The sequence below is a fragment of the Kitasatospora sp. NPDC056181 genome (assembly GCF_042266225.1).
GTDB lineage: Bacteria > Actinomycetota > Actinomycetes > Streptomycetales > Streptomycetaceae > Kitasatospora.
In genome coordinates, this window is record NZ_JBHJUK010000024.1 from 49,672 (window position 1) to 67,876 (window position 18,205).

Below are 18,205 nucleotides of genomic sequence, written 5' to 3' on the forward strand. Positions count from 1 at the left end.
GGCTCGGGAGACCACAACCCTGGAACGACGGGAGAGGCGTCACGCTCCCGACAGGAGGTCGCGGAGCAGGGCGACGGTGTCGGCGTCGAGGCTGCGGCCGGTGCGGCGGCTGAGGGCGTCGAGGCGGTTGACGGCACGGACGAGTTGGTCGCGGGCACCGGCCGAGGCGTAGGCGTAGAAGAGGTCGCGGTGCAGGAGTTCGACGTCCGGGGCGACGGCGAGGCCGCGGAAGACGGCGGCCTCGGCGCTGCGGTGGTCGCCGTACTGGAGGCGGCGGGCGGCGAGTTCGTGGGCGGTGTCGACGATCGCGGCGATCATGTCCTGCCGTTCGGCCTCGGCCCAGCCGTAGGCGGCGGGCGGGGCCTCGGCGAAGGGGGCGCCGCGGACGAGGGCGAGGGCGTGGGCGAGGGCCGCGTCGGCGGTGGCGCTGGTGCTGCGCATGCCGCGGCGGTAGAGGCTGCGGAACTCGTCCCAGTCGCAGGTGACGGTCGGGGCGAAGGTGTAGCCGTCGGGGGTGTCGGTGGGCAGGAAGGCCCGGCCCTCGGTCGAGCTGCCGAACCAGGCCGCCAGGTCGGTGAGTTTGCCCGGCAGCGGGCTCTTGGCGTCGGCGGCGGTGGGGTGCGGGTCGAGGTGGGCGGCACCGGGGTGGAGGTCGTGGTCGAGGGCGTTGTGGTCGGCGCCGGGCCGCAGGGCGAGGTAGGCGGCGAGTTCGGTGAGCCGGGGCAGGACGGCCGGTTCGGCGGTGCCGGCGGCGCCGGCCACGTCGACCGGGCCGAGCAGCCTGATCCGGGGGGCGTTGCGGGTGGCGTGGGCCTCCGGGGAGCGGAGGATGGCGAGCAGGTCGTCGCTGTCACTGCGGCCGGGGGCGGTGCGGGCCGACGGCGCGGCGGGGCCGCCGTCCTGCTGCGGCGACGGCTCGGGGGCCGGCTGCGGGCGGGCGGGTGTACGCGGGTCGACGCCGGTGGGCGCGGGTGCGGGGTCGTGCGTCGGCACCGGCTCGGGGACCGGCTCCGCGGCGCGCCCGGGGGCGGGTTCCGGAGCGGACCCGGGCGAGAGCTCGGGCGAGGGCTCGGGCGAGCGCTCGGGCGAGGGCTCGGCGGGCGGCACCGGCTGGACGGGCCGCACCGGGACGACCACGTCGGCCCCGGACGGGAGCCGGAGGTTCTGCGTGGTCTCGTCCAGGTCCTCCTCCCCCTCGGCTCCCGTTCCCGTTCCCGTTCCCGATTCCGCTTCCGCACCGGCTCCCGTGCCCGAACCCGAGTGCAGCCCCAGGCCGTTGGCCAGGAAGCGCGCACCCGGGCCGCCCGGGGTCCCCGAGGCACCCGGGCCGGCCGCCGCACCGGATGAACCGACCGTGCCGGCTGAACCGGCCGTGCCGACGGCGGGCGCGACCGGGTCGGTGCCCGCGAACGGGCTGACGCCGGTGCCGATGACCCGGGCGAGCAGACGCGGGCCGGCCGCGTCGGGGCCACCGCCGTCCCGCTCGCCGGGGGCGGCACCCGAGGCGGCACCCGGACCGGCCCCGACCGCCGCCAGCACCGGGACGGGGGCCGGGAGTTCCGCCGGTTCGAGGTCGATGCCGGGACCGTCGAGGGTCCAGGCCGGAGCGGGGTACTGGGTGGTGTCGTCGGCGGCCCGGAGCAGTTCGGCGACCTGCTCGTACTGCCCGCCGGTGAGGCGCTGGAGCTCCAGGGTGAGGTGCAGGCCGGGGATGGTGGCCTGGCCGGTGCTGGGCAGGGTCCAGCGGGCGACCGGCCCGGTGCCGCGCTCGGGCGCGCGGGTGATCACGGCGACGCAGGTCCGCGGGCGGGCGTCGAGCAGGCGGCCGAGTTCGGCGGGGATGTCGCCGCCCGGCTGGTGGGCACAGAGCACGATCTCCGGGATCCAGGACTCGTCGGCCTGGCCGCGGCTGCGCGCGTCCCGGGGGCTGGCGGCCTCCGCGGCGACCAGGGTCGCGCGGGCCTTGGCCGTGCGCGGGCCGAGGGCGGTGAGCGCCGCCTCCAGGGTGGGGTGACGGTGGATCCGTTCGGCGGCCGGGCCGCTGATCGGCAGCTCCTCGGCGAGGTCGACCAGGTGCAGGTGGAGACGGTCGGCGAGCGGGCTGTGGGCGAGCTCGACGGCCAGGGTGCGCAGCACGTCGCGGGCGTCGTCGGGGTGCCCGGAGAGGTGGAGCAGACGGACGGTCTCCAGGTCGGCGAGGACCACCGAGCCGTCCGGGCCGGTGCCGAGGGTGACCAGGGCCGGGTAGGGCGCGGCGGACTTGCGGGCCTGGGCGGGCGAGAGCAGGTCGGTGGAGTCGGCCGCGCACCACCAGACGTTGGGCGCGTGGGCGGCGCGGAACGGCGCGATCGGGGCGGCCGGTCCGGAGAGGTGCAGCTCGACGGTGCCCCCGGGGGTGACCCGGGCGGCGACGATGACGGGCAGGCGCTTGCCGCCCCGGACGGTGTTGCGGGCCATGGTGCGCAGGGCGCGGTCGAGCAGGTCGAGGCCGCGGTCGTCCTGGCGGGCCTTCAGCTCGGCCTCGAAGGCGGCGGCGGGCGCGCCCGGCAGGGCGATGCGGTGACGGGGACGGCGGGCGCGGAGCTGGGTACCGCGCTTGTGGGCGACGGTGCCGATCATCATGGCGGCGAGCAGCACGCCGACGGTGGAGGCGGCGAGCGCGGCGGTGTAGTCGTCGCTGGGGGCCGCCTCGGTGTGCGCGGCGGGGGCCGGGGCGTGGGTGGTCGGCGGGGTGGGCGCGGGTGTGTGCGCCGGGGCCGGTGCCTGGGTGGCCGGGGCCGGCGTCGCGGGGGCCGGAGGGGCCGGAGGTGCCGGGGCAGGCGCGGGTGCGGGTGCGGGTGCCGGGGCAGGCGCGGGTGCGGCAGCGCCCGGCACCGCCAGGACCATCCCCGGCACCACCATGTCCGGGTCGGTCAGCCGCTCCCCGTCCGGCGCCTGGACGCCCTTGTTCGCCTCGAACAGCTTCGGCCAGGCCTCGGCATCCCCCAACTCCCGCTGGGCGATGGCCGACAGGCTGTCCCCGGCCGCCACCGTCACCGTGCCGTGCCCGGCGGCGGCGCCACCGTCGGCCCCCGTCTGCGGCGCGCTCGGCGAACTCGGCGCGGGAGCGGGCCCGGAAGCCGGAGCGGGCGCGGGAGCAGGCGACGCGTCCGCCTTGGCGTCACCCGGCATCGCCAGCTCCCACCCCGGCTGGATCGGCCGGTCGGCGTCGAACCGGGTGCCCGAACCGTCCATCACCCGACCGTCGTTGAGCTTCGCGATCTCCACCCACCGCTCTCCCGAACCAAGTTGGCGCTCAGCGATGGACCAGAGGCTGTCCGCGGGTCGGGAGTCCCGGACGGTGTACGTGGGGTGCTGGTCGGCGGCGGGCGCGAGCGCGGGCGCGGCCTGGGCCGCGGGCAGTGCGGCCCGCTGCGCGCCGATGGTCAACTGGGCCGGGGCGGAGACGGCCTGGGCCCGCTCGGGGGTGGCGGCGAAGGACGATCCGGCCACCGGCAGCAGCGCGATCACCGAGCCGACCAGACCGGCGGCCAGCCGCTGGCTCCAGCCGAACGCCGGGATCCGCCGGGCGATCCGCCCGCGCAGCTGGGCCGGGATCTCCAGCAGGACGGAGAGGGCGAAGCAGAGCCAGCCCAGCCAGCCGACCACGACCAGCAGCCAGAGGAAGAGCCGCCCGTCGTCGGGGCTGGTCAGCGCCTGCCCGACGCCGTCCGGTGCGACGTCGCCCATCGCGGCGACGGCCTGGGTGCCGTACAGCAGCAGGGCGGGCACGCCGGCCAGCAGCGCGCACAGCGTGAGCAGCGCCGCGACGGCGGTGAGCAGGGCCCCGCCCCGGCCGCCACGGCGCGGCGGCAGCGCCGCCGGGCGCCGGCCGGGCGCCGGGTCGGCGGGCCCGCCGCGGGCCGAACGTCCGGCGCGGGCTTGGTCCTTGGCACGTGGCGCGACCATCAGTCGGTCTCCGCTTTCTCGACTCCGTGGACGAGGGTGGCAGTCCCCTTGCCCGTGACCTTCTGCTTGCCGAGCTCGCCCAGCAGGACCGGCTTGTAGTCGGCCTCCACGGTGACGGTGACGGCCTTTCCGTCCGGCGAGAACGACACGCCCGCCGCCTTGAGGTGGTAGAGGGCGAGGTAGCTGTTGGCGGCGTCCTCGACGTACTGCTGCTTGACCCGGTAGCCCTCGCCGCTGAGCACACCGGCCTCGTCGAGCTGCTGGCCGCCGACCCGGGCGGCCTCCTGGGCGTAGGCGTCGGTGCGTTCGGCGACGCGCAGCCGGCCGCCGGCGTCCACGACGAGGGCGATGACCAGGACCAGGAAGGCCGCGCAGATCGCCACGAAGATGGCCATCGCACCCCGGTCCGACCGACCGCGCGTCCACCCCCGGACACCGCGGCCCCGCCGTTCCCCCCGGGGTCCGCGCGCCCTCACGCTCCCCTCCCGCACGTTCGTCTCCCCACCGGTCCCCGCCGGAACCGCTCCGCCTCGCACCTGCCGCCCCCGGGAGCCCTCCGCTTGCGTCTCCCCCGCCCGGGGCGTCCCCAATCCCCGCCCGGGAACCTCGTCCGCACCGGCCGTCTCACCCGCCCCGGTAGCGGTCGACCACCGAGGTGAAACGGCCGATGAGCTTCTTCGTCCCGGGCATGCGGGGCCCCGGCACCAGGTCGCTCAGACCCACCTCGCACTCCACGATCACCTCGACGGTGGCCATCACGACGCCCCGGCTCTCCAGCTGCCCCGGCTTCAAGGTGACCTTGCTCCTGCGGCAGTCGACACCCTGCTGCTGGAGGGTGGCCCGGGCGGTCCGCTCGACCAGTTCGTCCATCCCGGCGGCGCTGCGCACCAGCGACGCCGTCCGGGCGGCCGAGCGGGCGGCCGCCTCCACCGTGCCGGCCGCGGTCTGCACCCGGCCGGCGGCGACGGCGACCAGGATCAGCGCGACGACGCCCGGGGCGACGACCGCCGCCTCGATCGCCACGCCGCCGCCGGCGCGCCCGCGCCCCGACCGGGCGGTCCGCCACGCCGCGAACCGCCGCCCCCACCCGGGGAACCCGGCCACCCGCCCGGCGGACGGCCTGACCTCCCGCCCGGCCACGCGCCCGGCCGCCCGCTTCACGGCACCACCTTCGGCGGCAGGAACCGCTCGCGCGGCGCCTCCGCGTACTGGGTGACGGTCGGCTTGAGGAACGGGACGACGGAGGGGGCGGTCAGCTCCACCGTCACCCGGATCAGCTCCGTTGTGCTGCCGTCCCTGGTCACCCGGTACTCCCGCACGCCCTGCCGGCCGAGGAAGTCCTCGGCCTGCCTGGTCGCCGCCTCGTCCTTGGCCCCGTCGCTCCGGTCCCCCTGCACGCGTCCGGCGTCCACGCCCTCGCGGGCGGCGGTGAGCGCGACCTGGCGGTAGTACCACCACATCGACGCCTGGACGACGAGCAGGATCAGCACCAGGACGACCGGGAACACGATGGCCAGGCTCAGGCTCACCGATCCGCGGTCGCCACGGCGACGGGGCCGGTGCCTCACGTGGCCGCGCCGGCACCCGCGCCGGGGAGGTTCGGGTCCTGCTCGACCTTCTTCACGACCTTGTCCTTCAGCGCGTACAGCGCCACCGCGACGGCTCCGGCGACGAAGACCAACGCGATGACGGCGAGGGCGAGTTCGATGCTGATCGCACCTCGGTCGCCGCGCGCCCTGGCGGCCCTGACCCGGCCCACCCGGAACTGGAAGAGCAGCAGCGCGAACTGGACGGGCAGCAGCGTGGGCCGGATCAACCGGCCTGCCAGGGCCTTCAACTGGTCGGACATCGGGGACTCCCGGGGTTGGTGTGGTGTCAGCCGCTCGGTCGGTGTGGCAGGTCCCGCGCGACCTGCTCAGCCGAGCATCTGGTGGAGCGCGGGGAAGATGATCAGGACGGTCATCAGCAGGGTCAGGGCGGCCCCGGGCGCGACCATCCGCTCGCTGTCGGCGTTGGCCCTGGCCAGGTCCTCGGCGAGCAGTTCGCCGCGCAGGCCCTTGGCCCGGGCCCGCAGGGTGTCGTAGACGGCGGCGCCGTCCGTGCCGGAGAGCCGCATGATGTCGGCGACGTCCTGCAAGGGGGTCAGTCCGAGCTCGGCGGCCAGGGCGTCCAGGCCCGCCCAGGGCGGCAGCCGGTCGGTGGCGGCGCGGTCCAGGGCGTCCCGGATCCGGCGGAAGACCGGGCCGCGCCCGACGGAGGCGGCACGGCGCAGCGCCTCGGCGGGACCGAGGTCGGCGGCCCGCTCCAGCGCGACCAGTTCCAGGTAGGCGGCGATGCCGTGCAGGTACTCGGTGCGCGCCTCCTTGGCCTCGCCGCGCACGATGGCGTCCGGGACGAACCAGAACAGCCCGGCCAGCAGCGGCCCGACCACCAGCGGCATCGCGACCGGCAGGCCCATGTCGAGCAGCAGCGCCATCGCCGCCAGGTAGGCCGGCAGGACGAGGCCGATCACGGCGAACAGCAGCTTGTGCGCCATGAACCGGGCCGGGGTGCGGCCGATCAGCGACAGCTCCCGGTACGGGATGCGCACGCCGCGCAGACCGATCGACTGCTCGCCGATCCGGTCGAACCAGCGCGGCCGCTCGTCCGGGTGGGGCGTCCGGTCGGCGGGCGTGCGGTGCAGCCGGTCCAGTGCCTGGCTCAGGTCGGGCGGGGCGGGCCGGAGTTCGGAGATCAGCAGGGCGACGCCGCCGGCCGCGACCGCGCCGGCCAGCACCGACCAGGGCGAGATCATCGGGCCTCCCCGAGAAGGTCCTGCTCTTCGGCGGAGCCGCCCTCGCCGGGGCCCGCGTCCGCGCGCCGGCCGGACCGCCCGCGGCCGGTCCTGCTGCGGCGGTCGGCCTCCAGCAGCCGCGGCACCGGCGGGTGCGAGGCCAGCGCGCGCATCCAGGCGATGATCGCCACGAAGAGCGCGGCGACCACCGCGAGCACGACCTGGCCCAGCACGGTGCCGTAGGGCCTGGTGTACTCGGTGTTGAACGAGCCGAGCACCACGACCAGCACGATGATGCCGACCAGCCAGCGGATGGTGGTGCGGTGCTTGGCCCGGTCGGCCTCGATGGTGCGGCGCTGGCGGACCTCCTCGCGGACCGAGTCGGCCATGTCGGAGAGCGCCCGGGCCAGGCCGGGGCCGCTGTCCCCGGAGCGCAGCAGCAGCGCGGCGAGCACCTTGTCGGCGGTGGCGTCGGCGAGGCTGTCGGCGAAGGAGCGCAGCGCCTCCTCCGGCTGCCAGCGGGCCTGCAACCGGGCGGCCAGCTCGCCGACCTCGTCCTCGATCGCGGCGGGGGCGGTCCGGCGGCTGGTGACGATGGCCTGGTTGAGGCCGACGCCGAGCAGCAGCACGTCGGCGATCCGCTGGGTCCACTCGGAGAGCGCCTCCAGCCGCTCGATCCGGTGGGTGTCCGGGCGGGTGGTGTCGAACAGCCAGGGCAGCCCGAAGACGGCCAGCGGGACCAGCAGCGCGGTCAGCGGGATACCGGTGAACAGCCAGCCGAGCGGCGCGCCGGCCAGCGCCAGCGGCAGCTGGATCCGGCGCAGCCGCACCACCCGGGCGGGGGCGGTGCCGGGGGCGCCGTACCAGAACACGTGGGCGCGCCCGGCCAGCGGGCCGGGCCCGTCGGCCTCGGCGTCCTCCTCGACGGGCTCGCTGCCGCGGGCCCAGACGACGAGGGCGACCAGGCCGAGTGCGACCAGCAGGCCGCAGAGGACGAGGAGCAGCATCACCGGCCGCCACCGCCGATCCGCAGCTGGAGGGGCTCGGCCCAGCTCCCGTACCGGGAGCCGAGCAGCGCGGCGTCGAAGCCGGCCCGGCGCAGGTCGTCCAGGCAGTTCGGCGGGGTGTGCGGGACGGCGCGCGGCTCGCCCAGTTCCGGGCGCGGGCCGAACACGGTGTTCAGGGCGGGCCGGCCGCTCTCGCCGAGGCCGGTCACCTCCAGGACGTGCGAGACGAAGCGGTGGCGCCGGCCGCCGACGGCCGTCTCGTCGACCATCGACACGTGCACGATGAGGTCCACGGCGTTGGCGGTGAGCCGGTAGGCGAGGGCGTCGGTCATGTGCGAGCCGTACTCCAGGCAGAGTTCGGCGATGCGGTCGACCACCATGTGCGGCCCCCGGGCGTGCAGGGTGCACATCGAGCCGCCCTCGCCGTTGGTCATGACGCGCAGCATCGGGACGACCTCGCCGGAGCGGACCTCACCGACGATGATCCGCGACAGCGTCATCCGCAGCGCGGCCGGGATGAGGTCACCGATCGTCAGCTCGCCGGCCATCCGGCCCTCGACGCGCTCGCCGTTGCCCTCCCGGGCCTCCATCGGGACCACCTGGCGCAGGTGGCCGAGGGTGTGCAGCCAGAGCTCGAACTCCGACTCCAGGGTGCCGATCCGCTCGTCCGGCGGGATCTCGGCGGCCATCGCGCGCAGCAGGCTGGTCTTGCCGACGCCCTGGGTGCCGGTGATCATCACGTTCTTCCGGGCCTTGATCGCCGAGGCCAGGAACGCGGCCAGGGTGGAGTCGAGGGTCCCGAGCCGGACCATCTCGGGGAGGGTCGCCGAGGCCACCCGGTGGCGGCGGATCGCCACGTAGGGCCGCGGGGTCACCTCGGTGAGGGCCTGGAGACGCATGCCGCCCTCCAGCCGCAGCGCGAGGGTCGGGCTGGCGGTGGAGAGGCTCCGCTCGCCGCCACCGTGCTGGCGGGCGAGGTCCTGGAGCAGCTCGACCAGCTCGGCGTCGGTGTCGGCCACCGGCGGGACCTGGCGCAGGGGTTGGTGCACCCGGGAGACCCAGACGTCGTCGCAGCCGTTGATCAGGATGTTCTCGATCTCCGGGTCGTCCAGGTAGGGCTGGAGCCGGCCGGCCCGGAAGAGCAGGTCGAAGACGGCCTCGGCGAGCGCGCGGTCCTGCTCGCGGGTGGGCGGGATGCCGTGGGTCTGCGCGTAGGCGTCGGACCAGCGGGCGACGGCCTCCTCGATCAGCGCCCGGCCGCGCTGACGGCGGGTGGCGCGGTCCGGCTCGGTGCCGGAGGCGGCGGTCAGCCGGGTGATCTGCTGGTGCAGTTCGGCCGCGACCTGGCGCTTGAGCTCACGCGCCACCTGGGGGTCGACGGCGGGCCGGGTGCCGGCGCCGCGCCGGTCGAGCGAGGGCAGCTGGGAGGGGACGGCGGTGGGGGTCGCGGAGCCGCCGGACGGGGCGGCCGCGGGCGGGACGGGGCCCGGCGCGACAGGACCCGGCGCGACAGGACCCGGCTGGACGAAGGGCTGGGCGGCCGGCTGGGGCGTCGCCCAGGGCAGCGCGGCCGGGTCGGCCGGCGCCGGGTGCTGGTTCAGGGGGCTACCGCGCACGGAGCACCTCCCCGTGGCCGGGCTGCGACGGCTGCGGGCCCTGCCCGTACGACGGCGAACCCTGCCGGTACGGCTCCGGCTGGACGCGGCCGTACTCCGGCGAGGGTCCCTGGGCGTACTGCGGCCCGTGCACCTGGCCGTACTGCGGCGCGGCCCCCTGGCCGTACTGCGGCGCACCGGAGGGTTCCTGCCCGTACCCCGGCGCGGCGGAGGGCCCCGCGGACGACGGGCCCGCCGACGTCCCCGGCTGCTGCGGCTGCTGCGGCTGGACGTGCGCCGGGAAGGGCGCGGGCGCGGCCGGCTGCGGGGCCAGCCCGGCCAGCGGCGCCACCGGCCCGGTGGTGATCACCGGCGGCACCGGCGGCGGCACCTGGCCGTACGGCTGGGGCGCCGGCACCGGCGGCGGGGCGTAGGCGAGCGGCTGCGGCTGGGCGTCGGCCTCGGGCGCCGCGGCGAGCCGGGCGGGTGCGGGCGCGGCCGTGGGGGCCAGCCGCTGCCGGCGGCGGCGCACCAGCAGCTGCACCTCGTCCGCCGCCGAGCGGGCCGTCCGCATCAGCTCCGAGCGGATGAACCGGCGGTCGGTGACGTCCCCGCCGTCCGACAGCACCCGGGCCGTGCGGGCCGCGTGCGGCAGCAACCCCAGCACCGGCAGCCCGAACTCGCGCGAGACCTCCGCGCCCGAGTACGGCCCCTCGGCGACCAGCAGCAGGCCCAGCGCGTCCGCCCCGGTGCCGGCCGTGGCGAGGTCCTCGGCGAGCCCGGACAGCCGCGGGCGGACCGCGCTCAGCCCGCGCAGGGTGGTGCGCACGGTGACCGCGACGACGTCGGCCCGGCGGGCGAGGACGGCGCTGGTCCCGGTCGCGCCGGAGCGGCCGAGGTCCAGGATCACGTCGTAGCCCTGCGGCTCCAGCCCGTGCAGCACCTCCATCAGCGGTTCCCAGGTGTAGGCGAGCCCGGGCGCCTGGGTCGGGTCGGTCAGGCCGGGCAGCAGCAGCCGCTCGGCGTTCCCCTCGGGCGAGAGGTCGATCAGCTGTTCCCAGAGCGCCTGGGTGAGCAGCCCGCGACGGTCCGCGACGGCCAGGTTGCGCAGCCCGTACACGGCCTCGACCCGGCCCTCCAGCGCGCCGGCCAGCACCGCGCCACCGTCCGGATCGCACTCGACCAGCAGGATCCGGCGCCCGGGCTGCAACGGCCAGGCGAGCAGCAGTGCGAGCGCCGTCGTGGTGGCCCCCGGTGCCCCGGGGCCGCCGACCACCGCGATCACCGCCATCTCAGGCCCCACCCGCCCCGGTGGACGCGGGTGCGCTCGCGGCACCGGTCGCCGCACCGGTCGCCGCACCGGACGGGCCGGCCGTCCCCGAGGGCGCGGCGGGTGTCCCCGAGGGCGCGGGGGTCCCCGGGGCCGTGCCGGCGGCCGCCCCGCGCGGCGCGAGCACCACCTGGATCCGCCCGCTGGCCACCCAGGAGGCCAGCCGGGGGGCGTCCGCCGCCGGAACCGCGACGTCCACCACCTGGCTGCCGTCGGTGTCGACCCGGCTGACCGCGATGACCACCGCGGTCAGCGAGTCCGGCCGGCCGGTGTCCGGCGTGTAGACCACGACGATCGGCAGGCCGGGCTGGAGCCTGGTCGCCGGCAACTGGGTGCGCTTGGCCGAGACGCCCACGATCAGCTGGCCCGGCTGCACGCTCAGCGCCTGGGCGACGTCCGCCTTCAGCAGCAGCGCGCCGCGCTTGAGGTCGGTGGTGGCCCGCATCCCGATCGCTTCCTTGCGGTCCGTGGCCGCCACCGGCTTGAGCACCGGGTCGCTGGCGATCCGGGCCACCACCAGGTCCGCATCGGTCAGCACCTGCCCGTACGGCACGTCATGGGCGAGCGCCAGCACGGCGACCCGCTGCCCGGTGCTGTTGTAGAGCACCGCGCCGCCCAGCCCGCCGGCGGCTATCAGCGCCACCGCCATGGCCAGCACCGCCGGCCGCCGCCGCCGTGCCCGGAGCGCGCGCCCCGGGGCGTGCGGCGTGGCCTGGCCCTGCTCAGGCACCACCACGGACACCCCCGGCGTCGCTGTCTGTACGGTTCTCCACCGGGCTCCGGCCTCTCCCACGTCGTTCGGACACGTTGCTGTGCTGCTGCGCTGTCGCCGGCCTCAGTTGAGGACCTGCACCTCGGCCACCCGTACGGTGAGATCGGCGGAGAGCGGCACCTTGATCGGGGCGACGTTCACGTTGCTGCCGGTGACGACCACCTCGCCCACCCAGTTGGCCGTGACCGTCCCGGCGAAGGTGCCGCCGGCCTTGGTGGCCGAGCCGGTGGTGAACAGGTGGCCGCAGGTGGGGGACTTGGCGGCGCCGTACTTCGGGTCGTACGGGGTGCCGGCCGCGCCCTCCTTGGTGCAGGTCTCCGTCGTCCCGTCCCCGAGGTCCCAGACCACGGAGTCCAACCGGGGGGTGACCGTGACGGTCACGGTGCCGTTGCCGACCGACTTCGGCGCCGGCGCCTTGGCGTTGGCGAGCCAGAGCCAGACCGGTACGCCGACCACGGCCGTGCCCTTGGGGGCCGTGGTCGGCTCGGGGAAGGGCAGGGCGATCTGCTCGCGCATGATCTTGTCCGCCTCCGCCGCCGGGTCGAACGGCGGCTGGGCGGGCGCCTGGGCGAAGAACTTCGGCACCGTCGTGCCCATGCTGCCGTCGGTGAAGCGGCAGGTCTCGGCGTAGACCGTGCCCTCGGTGGGCTTGTGCCCGGCCCAGGCCGGGTCGTCGGCCGCGGGCTGCGGGGAGACCGTCCGGTAGTAGCAGCCGGTCCCGCTGCTGAACCAGCCCAGCTCCGGATCGTGGCAGGGCCAGTCCTCGCCGTTCCAGCGGCAGAGCTGCGGACCGCCGGAACCCCCGCCGCCCGTCCCGCCGTTGCCGCCGCCCGGGGTCGGCGTGGACCCGGGTGTCTTGGTGCCCTCGCAGATGACGTTCACCGCGCAGTGGGTGACCTCCCCGCCGATGGGTGGTTCCTCCGCCGTCGCGGGCGCAGCCGGAGCCGCCAGTAATCCGGCGAACAACAGCGCGCGGATCACGATTCGCCGTTCGGGTTTCAGCACGATCGGTCCACCTCCCGCTTGAACTCGTTGATCAGCCAACGCGTTTGGAACCTCCGCAGGGAAACGGTCGCGAGGTACCGCGTCAGCCGCTGTTGCGGATCCTTTACCGCGTGGGTGGTGGCATCGGCCTGGTGCCAGCCCGTCACGTCGAGACAGTCCTCGATCACGGCGGTCTGCGGATCCGACTTCAGGTCGACGGTCTTCACCACCGGGGAATTCCTCGGACTTCCGATCATCACCAGTTTGGCGTCACGCAGTTGACGGAGATTGACGAGGGAGTCGCGCAGTGCCGTCCCGGAGGAGTACGTCTGCAGCCGGGAACCGTCCGAATCGACGCTCCCGAAGTCCTCCACCTGGGCCTTCCACCAGTCCTGATAGGTGCTCAGGGCCAGCCGGGCCTGGGCCCCATCGGGACCGTCGGTCGGCGCGATCCGGACGTTTGCGGAACCACCCGAAGGAGTTACCGGGTTCGCTCCCGCAACAGTGGGCGCAGTCGTCCCGAGACGATCGACGGAACCGCCGTCACCACCGGCCGCGCAGGAGCTCAGCAGGATCGCCAGAACCACCCCAGCGACCCCAACCGCCCCAGGGCGCAACACATTTCCGCGCCGCCGCATCGCCCCACCTCATCGCGACCGACCCCGTCCGTGGTCCGTGGTCGCCAGAAGAATTCCGCCGTCCCGCCGGTGTTGCTGCGAGGGCATCGATTCTTCGCCAACCCACCCCTTCACGGCAACACCCCGGGGCCCTGACCTTACGCGGAAGGCGGATCCGTCGGGGCACTTTCCCGCCACAGAACGGCCAACAGTTCTTCGGAAAGCGACAATCCGGCCAATGCGCCCCGAACCGCGGCCCGATTCCGCATCAACAGGCGCCCGCCCTGCGGCGGTACGAGCAGGCGCGCGCCCGGCGCACCTCCTCCCGGGGCGGCGCCGGAGCCGGCATCGCCGCCGTCGATCAGTCCGGCGACGGCCGGCTGGAGGTCGAGCGGGGAGACCGCGGCGGGAGCGCCGGCGACACCCTGCTGGAGCACGGTGGTGAGGGCGTGGCTGAAGGATCCTTCGCTCCCGGGCAGGACGGCGTCCCGCCCGCGTCTACCGGCGCTGTAGCGGCCGACTCTGCCCCAGAGCGGCACCCGCGGATAGCTGAGCAGCTCGCCCGCGCCGTCCTCGCCGCCACCGCGTTCGAGCGCGGCCCAGGTGTCCCGGTCGGCGACGGCGTCGACCAGGAGCAGCGCCTCCTCCTGGTCGCCGTGGACCATCGCGCTGACCACCCAGTCCCAGGCCAGCCCGCGCCGGTAGGCGTTGTCGGCGGTGGAACCGCCGGTGACCAGCGCCAGGCGCCGGCCGCGCGGATCGGCGACCAACTGGCCCACCAGGCAGACCAGCAGCCAGCGGCCGGGCCGGGCGGCCGCCTCGCGCACCGCGGTGAGCATGGTGTTGGCGTCCGCGCCCGGCTCCACCACGTCGACCCGGCAGCCCGCCGAGCCGGCGTCGAAGCACATGCCGGGCAGCACGTCGGCGAGCAGCCGGGCCCCGGCCGCCGCGTTCGCCGAACCGCCGAAGCCGCGGTCCGGCCCGCCGTCCGCCCCGATCACCACCAGATCGATTCCGCTCACCACGCGCACCGCCCCCTCCTCGCCGGCCCCTCGCTGCCCGGGGCCGCCCACCGCACCGTCGCGCGCTCCGTCCGGCCGCGCGTCCCGTCCTGCCGTACCGCGATGCTCGTCGTACCGCGTCGTGTCGTGCCGCGGCGCCGGTCGTGCCGCGCCCGGCCGTCCGGCGGCGCACCCGCCCGTGCCCCCGGCACGTTCCGCACCGCCGCCGGACAAGCTACCGCCCCGCGGGCCCGGAGGCGGGGCTCCCGGCCCGCCGCTCCGGGACCATGGGCCCTATCGGCCCGCACGGCGGCGGGAGGACGATCGGAGGCATGGACCGTGAAGACCGTGTACAGACCCTGAGCGAGGCCGAATGCCTGCGACTGCTCAGCACCGTGCCCGTCGGGCGCGTGGTGTACACCGAGCACGCGCTGCCGGCCGTCCTGCCGGTCTCCTTCGCGGTCGCTCCGGACAGTCGCCTCCTGCTCGCCGTACGCCGGGACAGCACCACCGCGCGCGGGCTCGACGGCACCGTCGTCGCCTTCCAGGCCGACCAGCTGGACCCGGCCACCCGGACCGGCTGGAGCGTGCTGGTGCACGGCCGGGCGGACGTGGTGCGCGAGCCCGAGCAGGTGCGGCAGGCTCTGCGCTCCGGGCTGCGACCCTGGGTGGGCGGCTCGGACCCGCTGTTCATCGCCCTGGTGCCGGAGCTGGTCAGCGGCCGCCGGCTGGCACCCGTCGGACGGACGGTGCAGCGCTCCTGAGCGCTCCCCCCGGCTCCGGCCCTCGGCCGGGCCGCCCCCTCCGGGACACCCCTCGCGGGCTCCGGTTCCCCTTCCCGACCCTGATCGTTTTCCGGCCGGACCCCTGACAGGTGACCGGCGAGTAGGCATACTCTGCCGGAGTCCGCACCCCCACCTGCCCACCAGGAGCGTTCCGTGACGACCTTCGCCTCCCTCGCCGACCTCACCGCGGCCGTCGGCACCGAGCTGGGCACCAGCCGGTGGCACACCGTCTCGCAGGAGCAGATCGACCTGTTCGCCGAGGCCACCGGCGACCACCAGTGGATCCACGTCGACCCGGAGCGGGCCAAGGAGAGCCAGTTCGGCTCGACCATCGCGCACGGCTACCTCACGCTGTCGATGATCCCGGTGCTGGCCAAGGAGTGCTACGGCGTCGAGGGCGTGCGGATGGCGCTGAACTACGGCTCGGAGAAGGTCCGCTTCCCCGCGCCGGTGCCGGTCGGCTCGGCGATCCGGGCCACCGCCGAGCTCGTCTCGGCCACCGAGGTGGCCGGTGGCGTCCAGGCCGTGGTCCGGTTCACCATCACCAGCGCGGAGAGCACCAAGCCGCACTGCGTCGCGGAGACGATCACCCGCTTCTACGCGTAGCGGGCCCGGCGGCACCCGAGCCGCGAGCCGCACAGCCCTGCCCTGCTTCGTCCCCCGCTGCCCTGGCGTGGCCCGGCCTGGCGTGGCTCGGCCTGCCATGCCCTGGGGCTGCCCCGGCCTGCCCGTTCCGCCCTGTCCTGGCCCGTCTTTCCCTGCTCCGCCCCGTCCTGCCCCGTCCTGCCCTGTCCTGCCCGCGGACGGATCCGCCGCACCGTCCTGCCACACCCCCCCGTCCTGTACGCCGAACGGCACGCCCGGGGCCGCTCGCCGGGTCCGGGCGACCCACTGCGAGTAACCTCCGACGAGATGGTTGTCGTACCGCAACGGCCCTGCCGCCGTGGGTACGCGCCCCGGCATGCCGGTAGCCGTAACCGTCCCTGGAGGTGCCGTGCCCCGCCCCGTCCCCTGGTACTCCCGCGTAGCCGGTCTGACCTCGCAGTTCTCCAGCCCGCCGACCCTCGCCGGACTGCCCCGCGCGGCCTGGCACCGGGTCCGCACGGACGCCTTCGGCGCCGAGCCCCGGGGCGAGCGGCTGTCCCGGATCCACCGCTCGCCGCAGTTCGCCGACGGCGCCTTCCGCAACCCGCTGCCCACCCGCCGACTCGTCTACGAGCGCACCCCGCTGGAGATCACCCGCGCCCAGCTGGCCTCCGACAAGACCCGGCGGGCGCCCACGGCCGCCGTACCGCTGCACCGCCTGCTCCCGGCCGACCTCGCCACGCCCCCCGTCTCCGGCCTACGGCTCACCTGGCTCGGCCACGCCACCGTGCTGGCCGAGATCGCCGGCCGCCGGGTGCTGTTCGACCCGGTCTGGGGCGAGCGCTGCTCCCCCTTCGGCTGGACCGGCCCCAAGCGGCTCCACCCGGTGCCGCTCCCGCTCTCCGAGCTCGGACCGGTCGACGTGGTGGTGGTCTCCCACGACCACTACGACCACCTCGACATGGCCACCATCCGCGCCCTCGTCGGCACCGGCGCGGTCTTCGCCGTCCCGCTCGGCGTCGGCGCCCATCTGGAGCACTGGGGCGTACCCGCCGAGCAGCTCGTCGAACTGGACTGGTGGGAGTCGGCCGAGGTCGCCGGGCTCACCCTGACCGCCACCCCGGCGCGGCACTACTGCAGCCGCGGCCCCCGCACCAGCGCGCTCTTCCTCTGGGCGTCCTGGGTGGTGGCCGGTGGCGGGCACCGGGTCTTCCACAGCGGCGACACCGGCTACTTCCCCGGCTTCACCGAGATCGGCCGCCGGCTCGGGCCGTTCGACGCCACCATGATGCAGGTCGGCGCGTACAGCGACTTCTGGCCCGAGGTCCACATGACCCCCGAGGAGGGTGTCCGGGCCCACCTCGACCTCGGCGGCGAACTGCTGCTGCCGATCCACTGGTGCACCTTCAACCTGGCCCCGCACCCGTGGGAGGAGCCCGCCGAGCGGGTGGTCGCCGCCGCTCAGGCGCTCGGCGCACACCTGGCCGTGCCCCGGCCCGGCAAGCCGTTCGAGCCAGCCTCCCCGCCCGCGCTGCGGCTCTGGTGGCGGGCGGTCGCGGCGCTGCCGCAGGACGACGCGGAGCTGGTCGTCCCCGCCGGCCTCGCCGCGGGGGACCACCCGGCAGCGGGCGGCACCACGGCGGTCGCCCCGGCGGACGGCGGAGCGACCGCGGGCGAGCCCCTGGCAACCGAGCCCGCCGCCCGGCCCAAGGCGGCCGCCAGGACGACCGGGTCACCGTCCGACGCGGCCTGACCTGCCGGGAGGGGCCCGGAGTTCACGCGAACTCCGGGCCCCGCGCCGCCCACCCCGCCGAGCCGGGGCCCGAGCCCGCCCGCAGGCGGGGGGTTGCCCCCCCCCCCCGCGGCGGATCAGCCGCCAGGCACCCTGCTGCACCAACAGCGTCAGCACTCCGGCCACCACGATGCCCGCCATGTTCAGCAGCAACTGCATGCTGGACCCCCAGAACTGACGGAGATCCCCGTACCCGAGCCCGACCGCTGCGTTGGCGGCGGCCGGCACCGTGGTCACCGAGATCGCGACGCCGACCAGCATCCCGGCCTTCGAGGACGTCAACGAGAGCAGCCCGGCGATACCGGCCAGGAAGGCCACCACGAACGAGGTCGCGTCCGGCTGCCAGATGAACGAGGTGTTCGGCCGCACGGCGTCGAACTGCCCCCGGCTGAACAGGCCCAGTCCGTCCATCAGCAACGAGAAGCCTACGGTCAGCGCCATCGCCACCGCGAACCCCGCCACCAGCGCGTTCAGTGAACGGAGTGCGGGCCCCGGGCGTCGCTGGACCAGGGCGACACAGAGCCCGGCGAGAGGCCCGAACTCGGGACCCACCGCCATGGCACCGACGACCAGGATCGCGCTGTCCAGCACCGCCCCGCAGGCGGCCAGCATCGTCGCGACGGTGAGGAAGGCCAGGTAGACCCCGGTAAGGGTGGACTCCTCGTGGGTGATCTCGGAGACCGCCTCCCAGACCAGGGCGTCGGCGCCCTCTCCGGGTGCGAGCCGCTCGGCCTCGTCGGCGGCGGCCGAGAGGGTCAGCTCGATCTCGTCGACGTCGATCGCCCCACGCTCGGTCAGCCCGGTCTCCCGCAGCGCGGCCAGCACCTCGTCCGCCGACTCGCGCGCCACGTCACAGAGCACCACGTCCCCGGCCGGCCGGACGGCGGCATCGGGCAGCAGCACGACGTGGGTCACACCGACCGACGCGTCCAGGCGTTTCAGCACGGAGTCGCGAAGGTCGACCGGCACGATCAGACGCAGGTGCAGCACGGGTGCTCCGGACGGGGTACGGCGGC

Annotated in this window: 17 protein-coding genes; 3 read left to right on the plus strand and 14 right to left on the minus strand. The window is 75.8% G+C overall.

What is annotated here, in order from left to right; all coding sequences use genetic code 11:
- Positions 1–39: 39 nt before the first annotated feature.
- From ACFC1F_RS12380 to ACFC1F_RS12440, 13 genes are all read right to left on the minus strand, one after another.
- Positions 40–3,948 carry a BTAD domain-containing putative transcriptional regulator gene (locus tag ACFC1F_RS12380; RefSeq protein WP_376157576.1) on the minus strand — a complete coding sequence of 1,303 codons (3,909 nt, stop codon included), beginning with the start codon at positions 3,946–3,948 and terminating at the stop codon, positions 40–42.
- A complete protein-coding gene (locus ACFC1F_RS12385; protein WP_376157578.1) occupies positions 3,948–4,343 on the minus strand; it encodes a hypothetical protein in 396 nt (131 codons plus the stop codon). The genes ACFC1F_RS12380 and ACFC1F_RS12385 overlap by 1 nt, the downstream gene beginning before the upstream one ends.
- Positions 4,344–4,572: 229 nt before the next feature.
- Entirely contained in the window at positions 4,573–5,109 is a 537-nt protein-coding gene (locus ACFC1F_RS12390) for a TadE/TadG family type IV pilus assembly protein (protein ID WP_376157580.1), read from the minus strand.
- Positions 5,106–5,477, minus strand: coding sequence for a TadE/TadG family type IV pilus assembly protein (locus ACFC1F_RS12395; RefSeq protein WP_376157581.1), 372 nt, complete (start codon positions 5,475–5,477; stop codon positions 5,106–5,108). Before ACFC1F_RS12395 ends, ACFC1F_RS12390 begins: the two co-directional genes overlap by 4 nt.
- 35 nt (positions 5,478–5,512) lie before the next feature.
- Positions 5,513–5,797 (minus strand): hypothetical protein, encoded by a 285-nt coding sequence (locus ACFC1F_RS12400; RefSeq protein WP_148641698.1) that lies wholly within the window; start codon positions 5,795–5,797, stop codon positions 5,513–5,515.
- Between the two features lie 66 nt (positions 5,798–5,863).
- Positions 5,864–6,742: a type II secretion system F family protein gene (locus ACFC1F_RS12405; RefSeq protein WP_148642265.1), complete on the minus strand. Its 879-nt coding sequence runs from the start codon at positions 6,740–6,742 to the stop codon at positions 5,864–5,866.
- Positions 6,739–7,728 (minus strand): type II secretion system F family protein, encoded by a 990-nt coding sequence (locus tag ACFC1F_RS12410; protein WP_376157584.1) that lies wholly within the window; start codon positions 7,726–7,728, stop codon positions 6,739–6,741. The genes ACFC1F_RS12405 and ACFC1F_RS12410 overlap by 4 nt, the downstream gene beginning before the upstream one ends.
- Entirely contained in the window at positions 7,728–9,344 is a 1,617-nt protein-coding gene (locus ACFC1F_RS12415) for a CpaF family protein (RefSeq protein WP_376157586.1), read from the minus strand. Before ACFC1F_RS12415 ends, ACFC1F_RS12410 begins: the two co-directional genes overlap by 1 nt.
- A complete protein-coding gene (locus tag ACFC1F_RS12420) occupies positions 9,334–10,614 on the minus strand; it encodes a hypothetical protein (protein ID WP_376157588.1) in 1,281 nt (426 codons plus the stop codon). Before ACFC1F_RS12420 ends, ACFC1F_RS12415 begins: the two co-directional genes overlap by 11 nt.
- A 1-nt stretch (position 10,615) precedes the next feature.
- A complete protein-coding gene (locus tag ACFC1F_RS12425) occupies positions 10,616–11,386 on the minus strand; it encodes an SAF domain-containing protein (RefSeq protein ID WP_376157590.1) in 771 nt (256 codons plus the stop codon).
- A 102-nt stretch (positions 11,387–11,488) separates the two neighbouring features.
- Positions 11,489–12,430, minus strand: a complete 942-nt coding sequence (locus ACFC1F_RS12430; RefSeq protein WP_376157591.1) for a hypothetical protein — start codon at positions 12,428–12,430, stop codon at positions 11,489–11,491.
- Entirely contained in the window at positions 12,424–12,996 is a 573-nt protein-coding gene (locus ACFC1F_RS12435) for a hypothetical protein (RefSeq protein ID WP_376157593.1), read from the minus strand. Before ACFC1F_RS12435 ends, ACFC1F_RS12430 begins: the two co-directional genes overlap by 7 nt.
- A 188-nt stretch (positions 12,997–13,184) precedes the next feature.
- On the minus strand, positions 13,185–14,048 hold the full coding sequence (locus ACFC1F_RS12440; RefSeq protein WP_209408848.1) for a hypothetical protein: 864 nt from the start codon (positions 14,046–14,048) through the stop codon (positions 13,185–13,187).
- Between the two features lie 311 nt (positions 14,049–14,359).
- Here ACFC1F_RS12440 and ACFC1F_RS12445 point away from each other — a divergent pair, with 311 nt between their 5' ends.
- From ACFC1F_RS12445 to ACFC1F_RS12455, 3 genes are all read left to right on the plus strand, one after another.
- Positions 14,360–14,791 (plus strand): pyridoxamine 5'-phosphate oxidase family protein, encoded by a 432-nt coding sequence (locus ACFC1F_RS12445; RefSeq protein ID WP_209408851.1) that lies wholly within the window; start codon positions 14,360–14,362, stop codon positions 14,789–14,791.
- Positions 14,792–14,965: 174 nt separating this feature from the next.
- Complete coding sequence (locus ACFC1F_RS12450; protein ID WP_376157596.1) at positions 14,966–15,418, plus strand: MaoC family dehydratase; 453 nt, start codon at positions 14,966–14,968, stop codon at positions 15,416–15,418.
- Between the two features lie 466 nt (positions 15,419–15,884).
- On the plus strand, positions 15,885–17,150 hold the full coding sequence (locus ACFC1F_RS12455) for an MBL fold metallo-hydrolase (protein WP_376157616.1): 1,266 nt from the start codon (positions 15,885–15,887) through the stop codon (positions 17,148–17,150).
- Here the strand turns inward: ACFC1F_RS12455 and ACFC1F_RS12460 are convergent.
- Positions 17,130–18,179 carry a DUF389 domain-containing protein gene (locus tag ACFC1F_RS12460; RefSeq protein ID WP_376157598.1) on the minus strand — a complete coding sequence of 350 codons (1,050 nt, stop codon included), beginning with the start codon at positions 18,177–18,179 and terminating at the stop codon, positions 17,130–17,132. The genes ACFC1F_RS12455 and ACFC1F_RS12460 overlap by 21 nt on opposite strands.
- Positions 18,180–18,205: the final 26 nt, after the last annotated feature.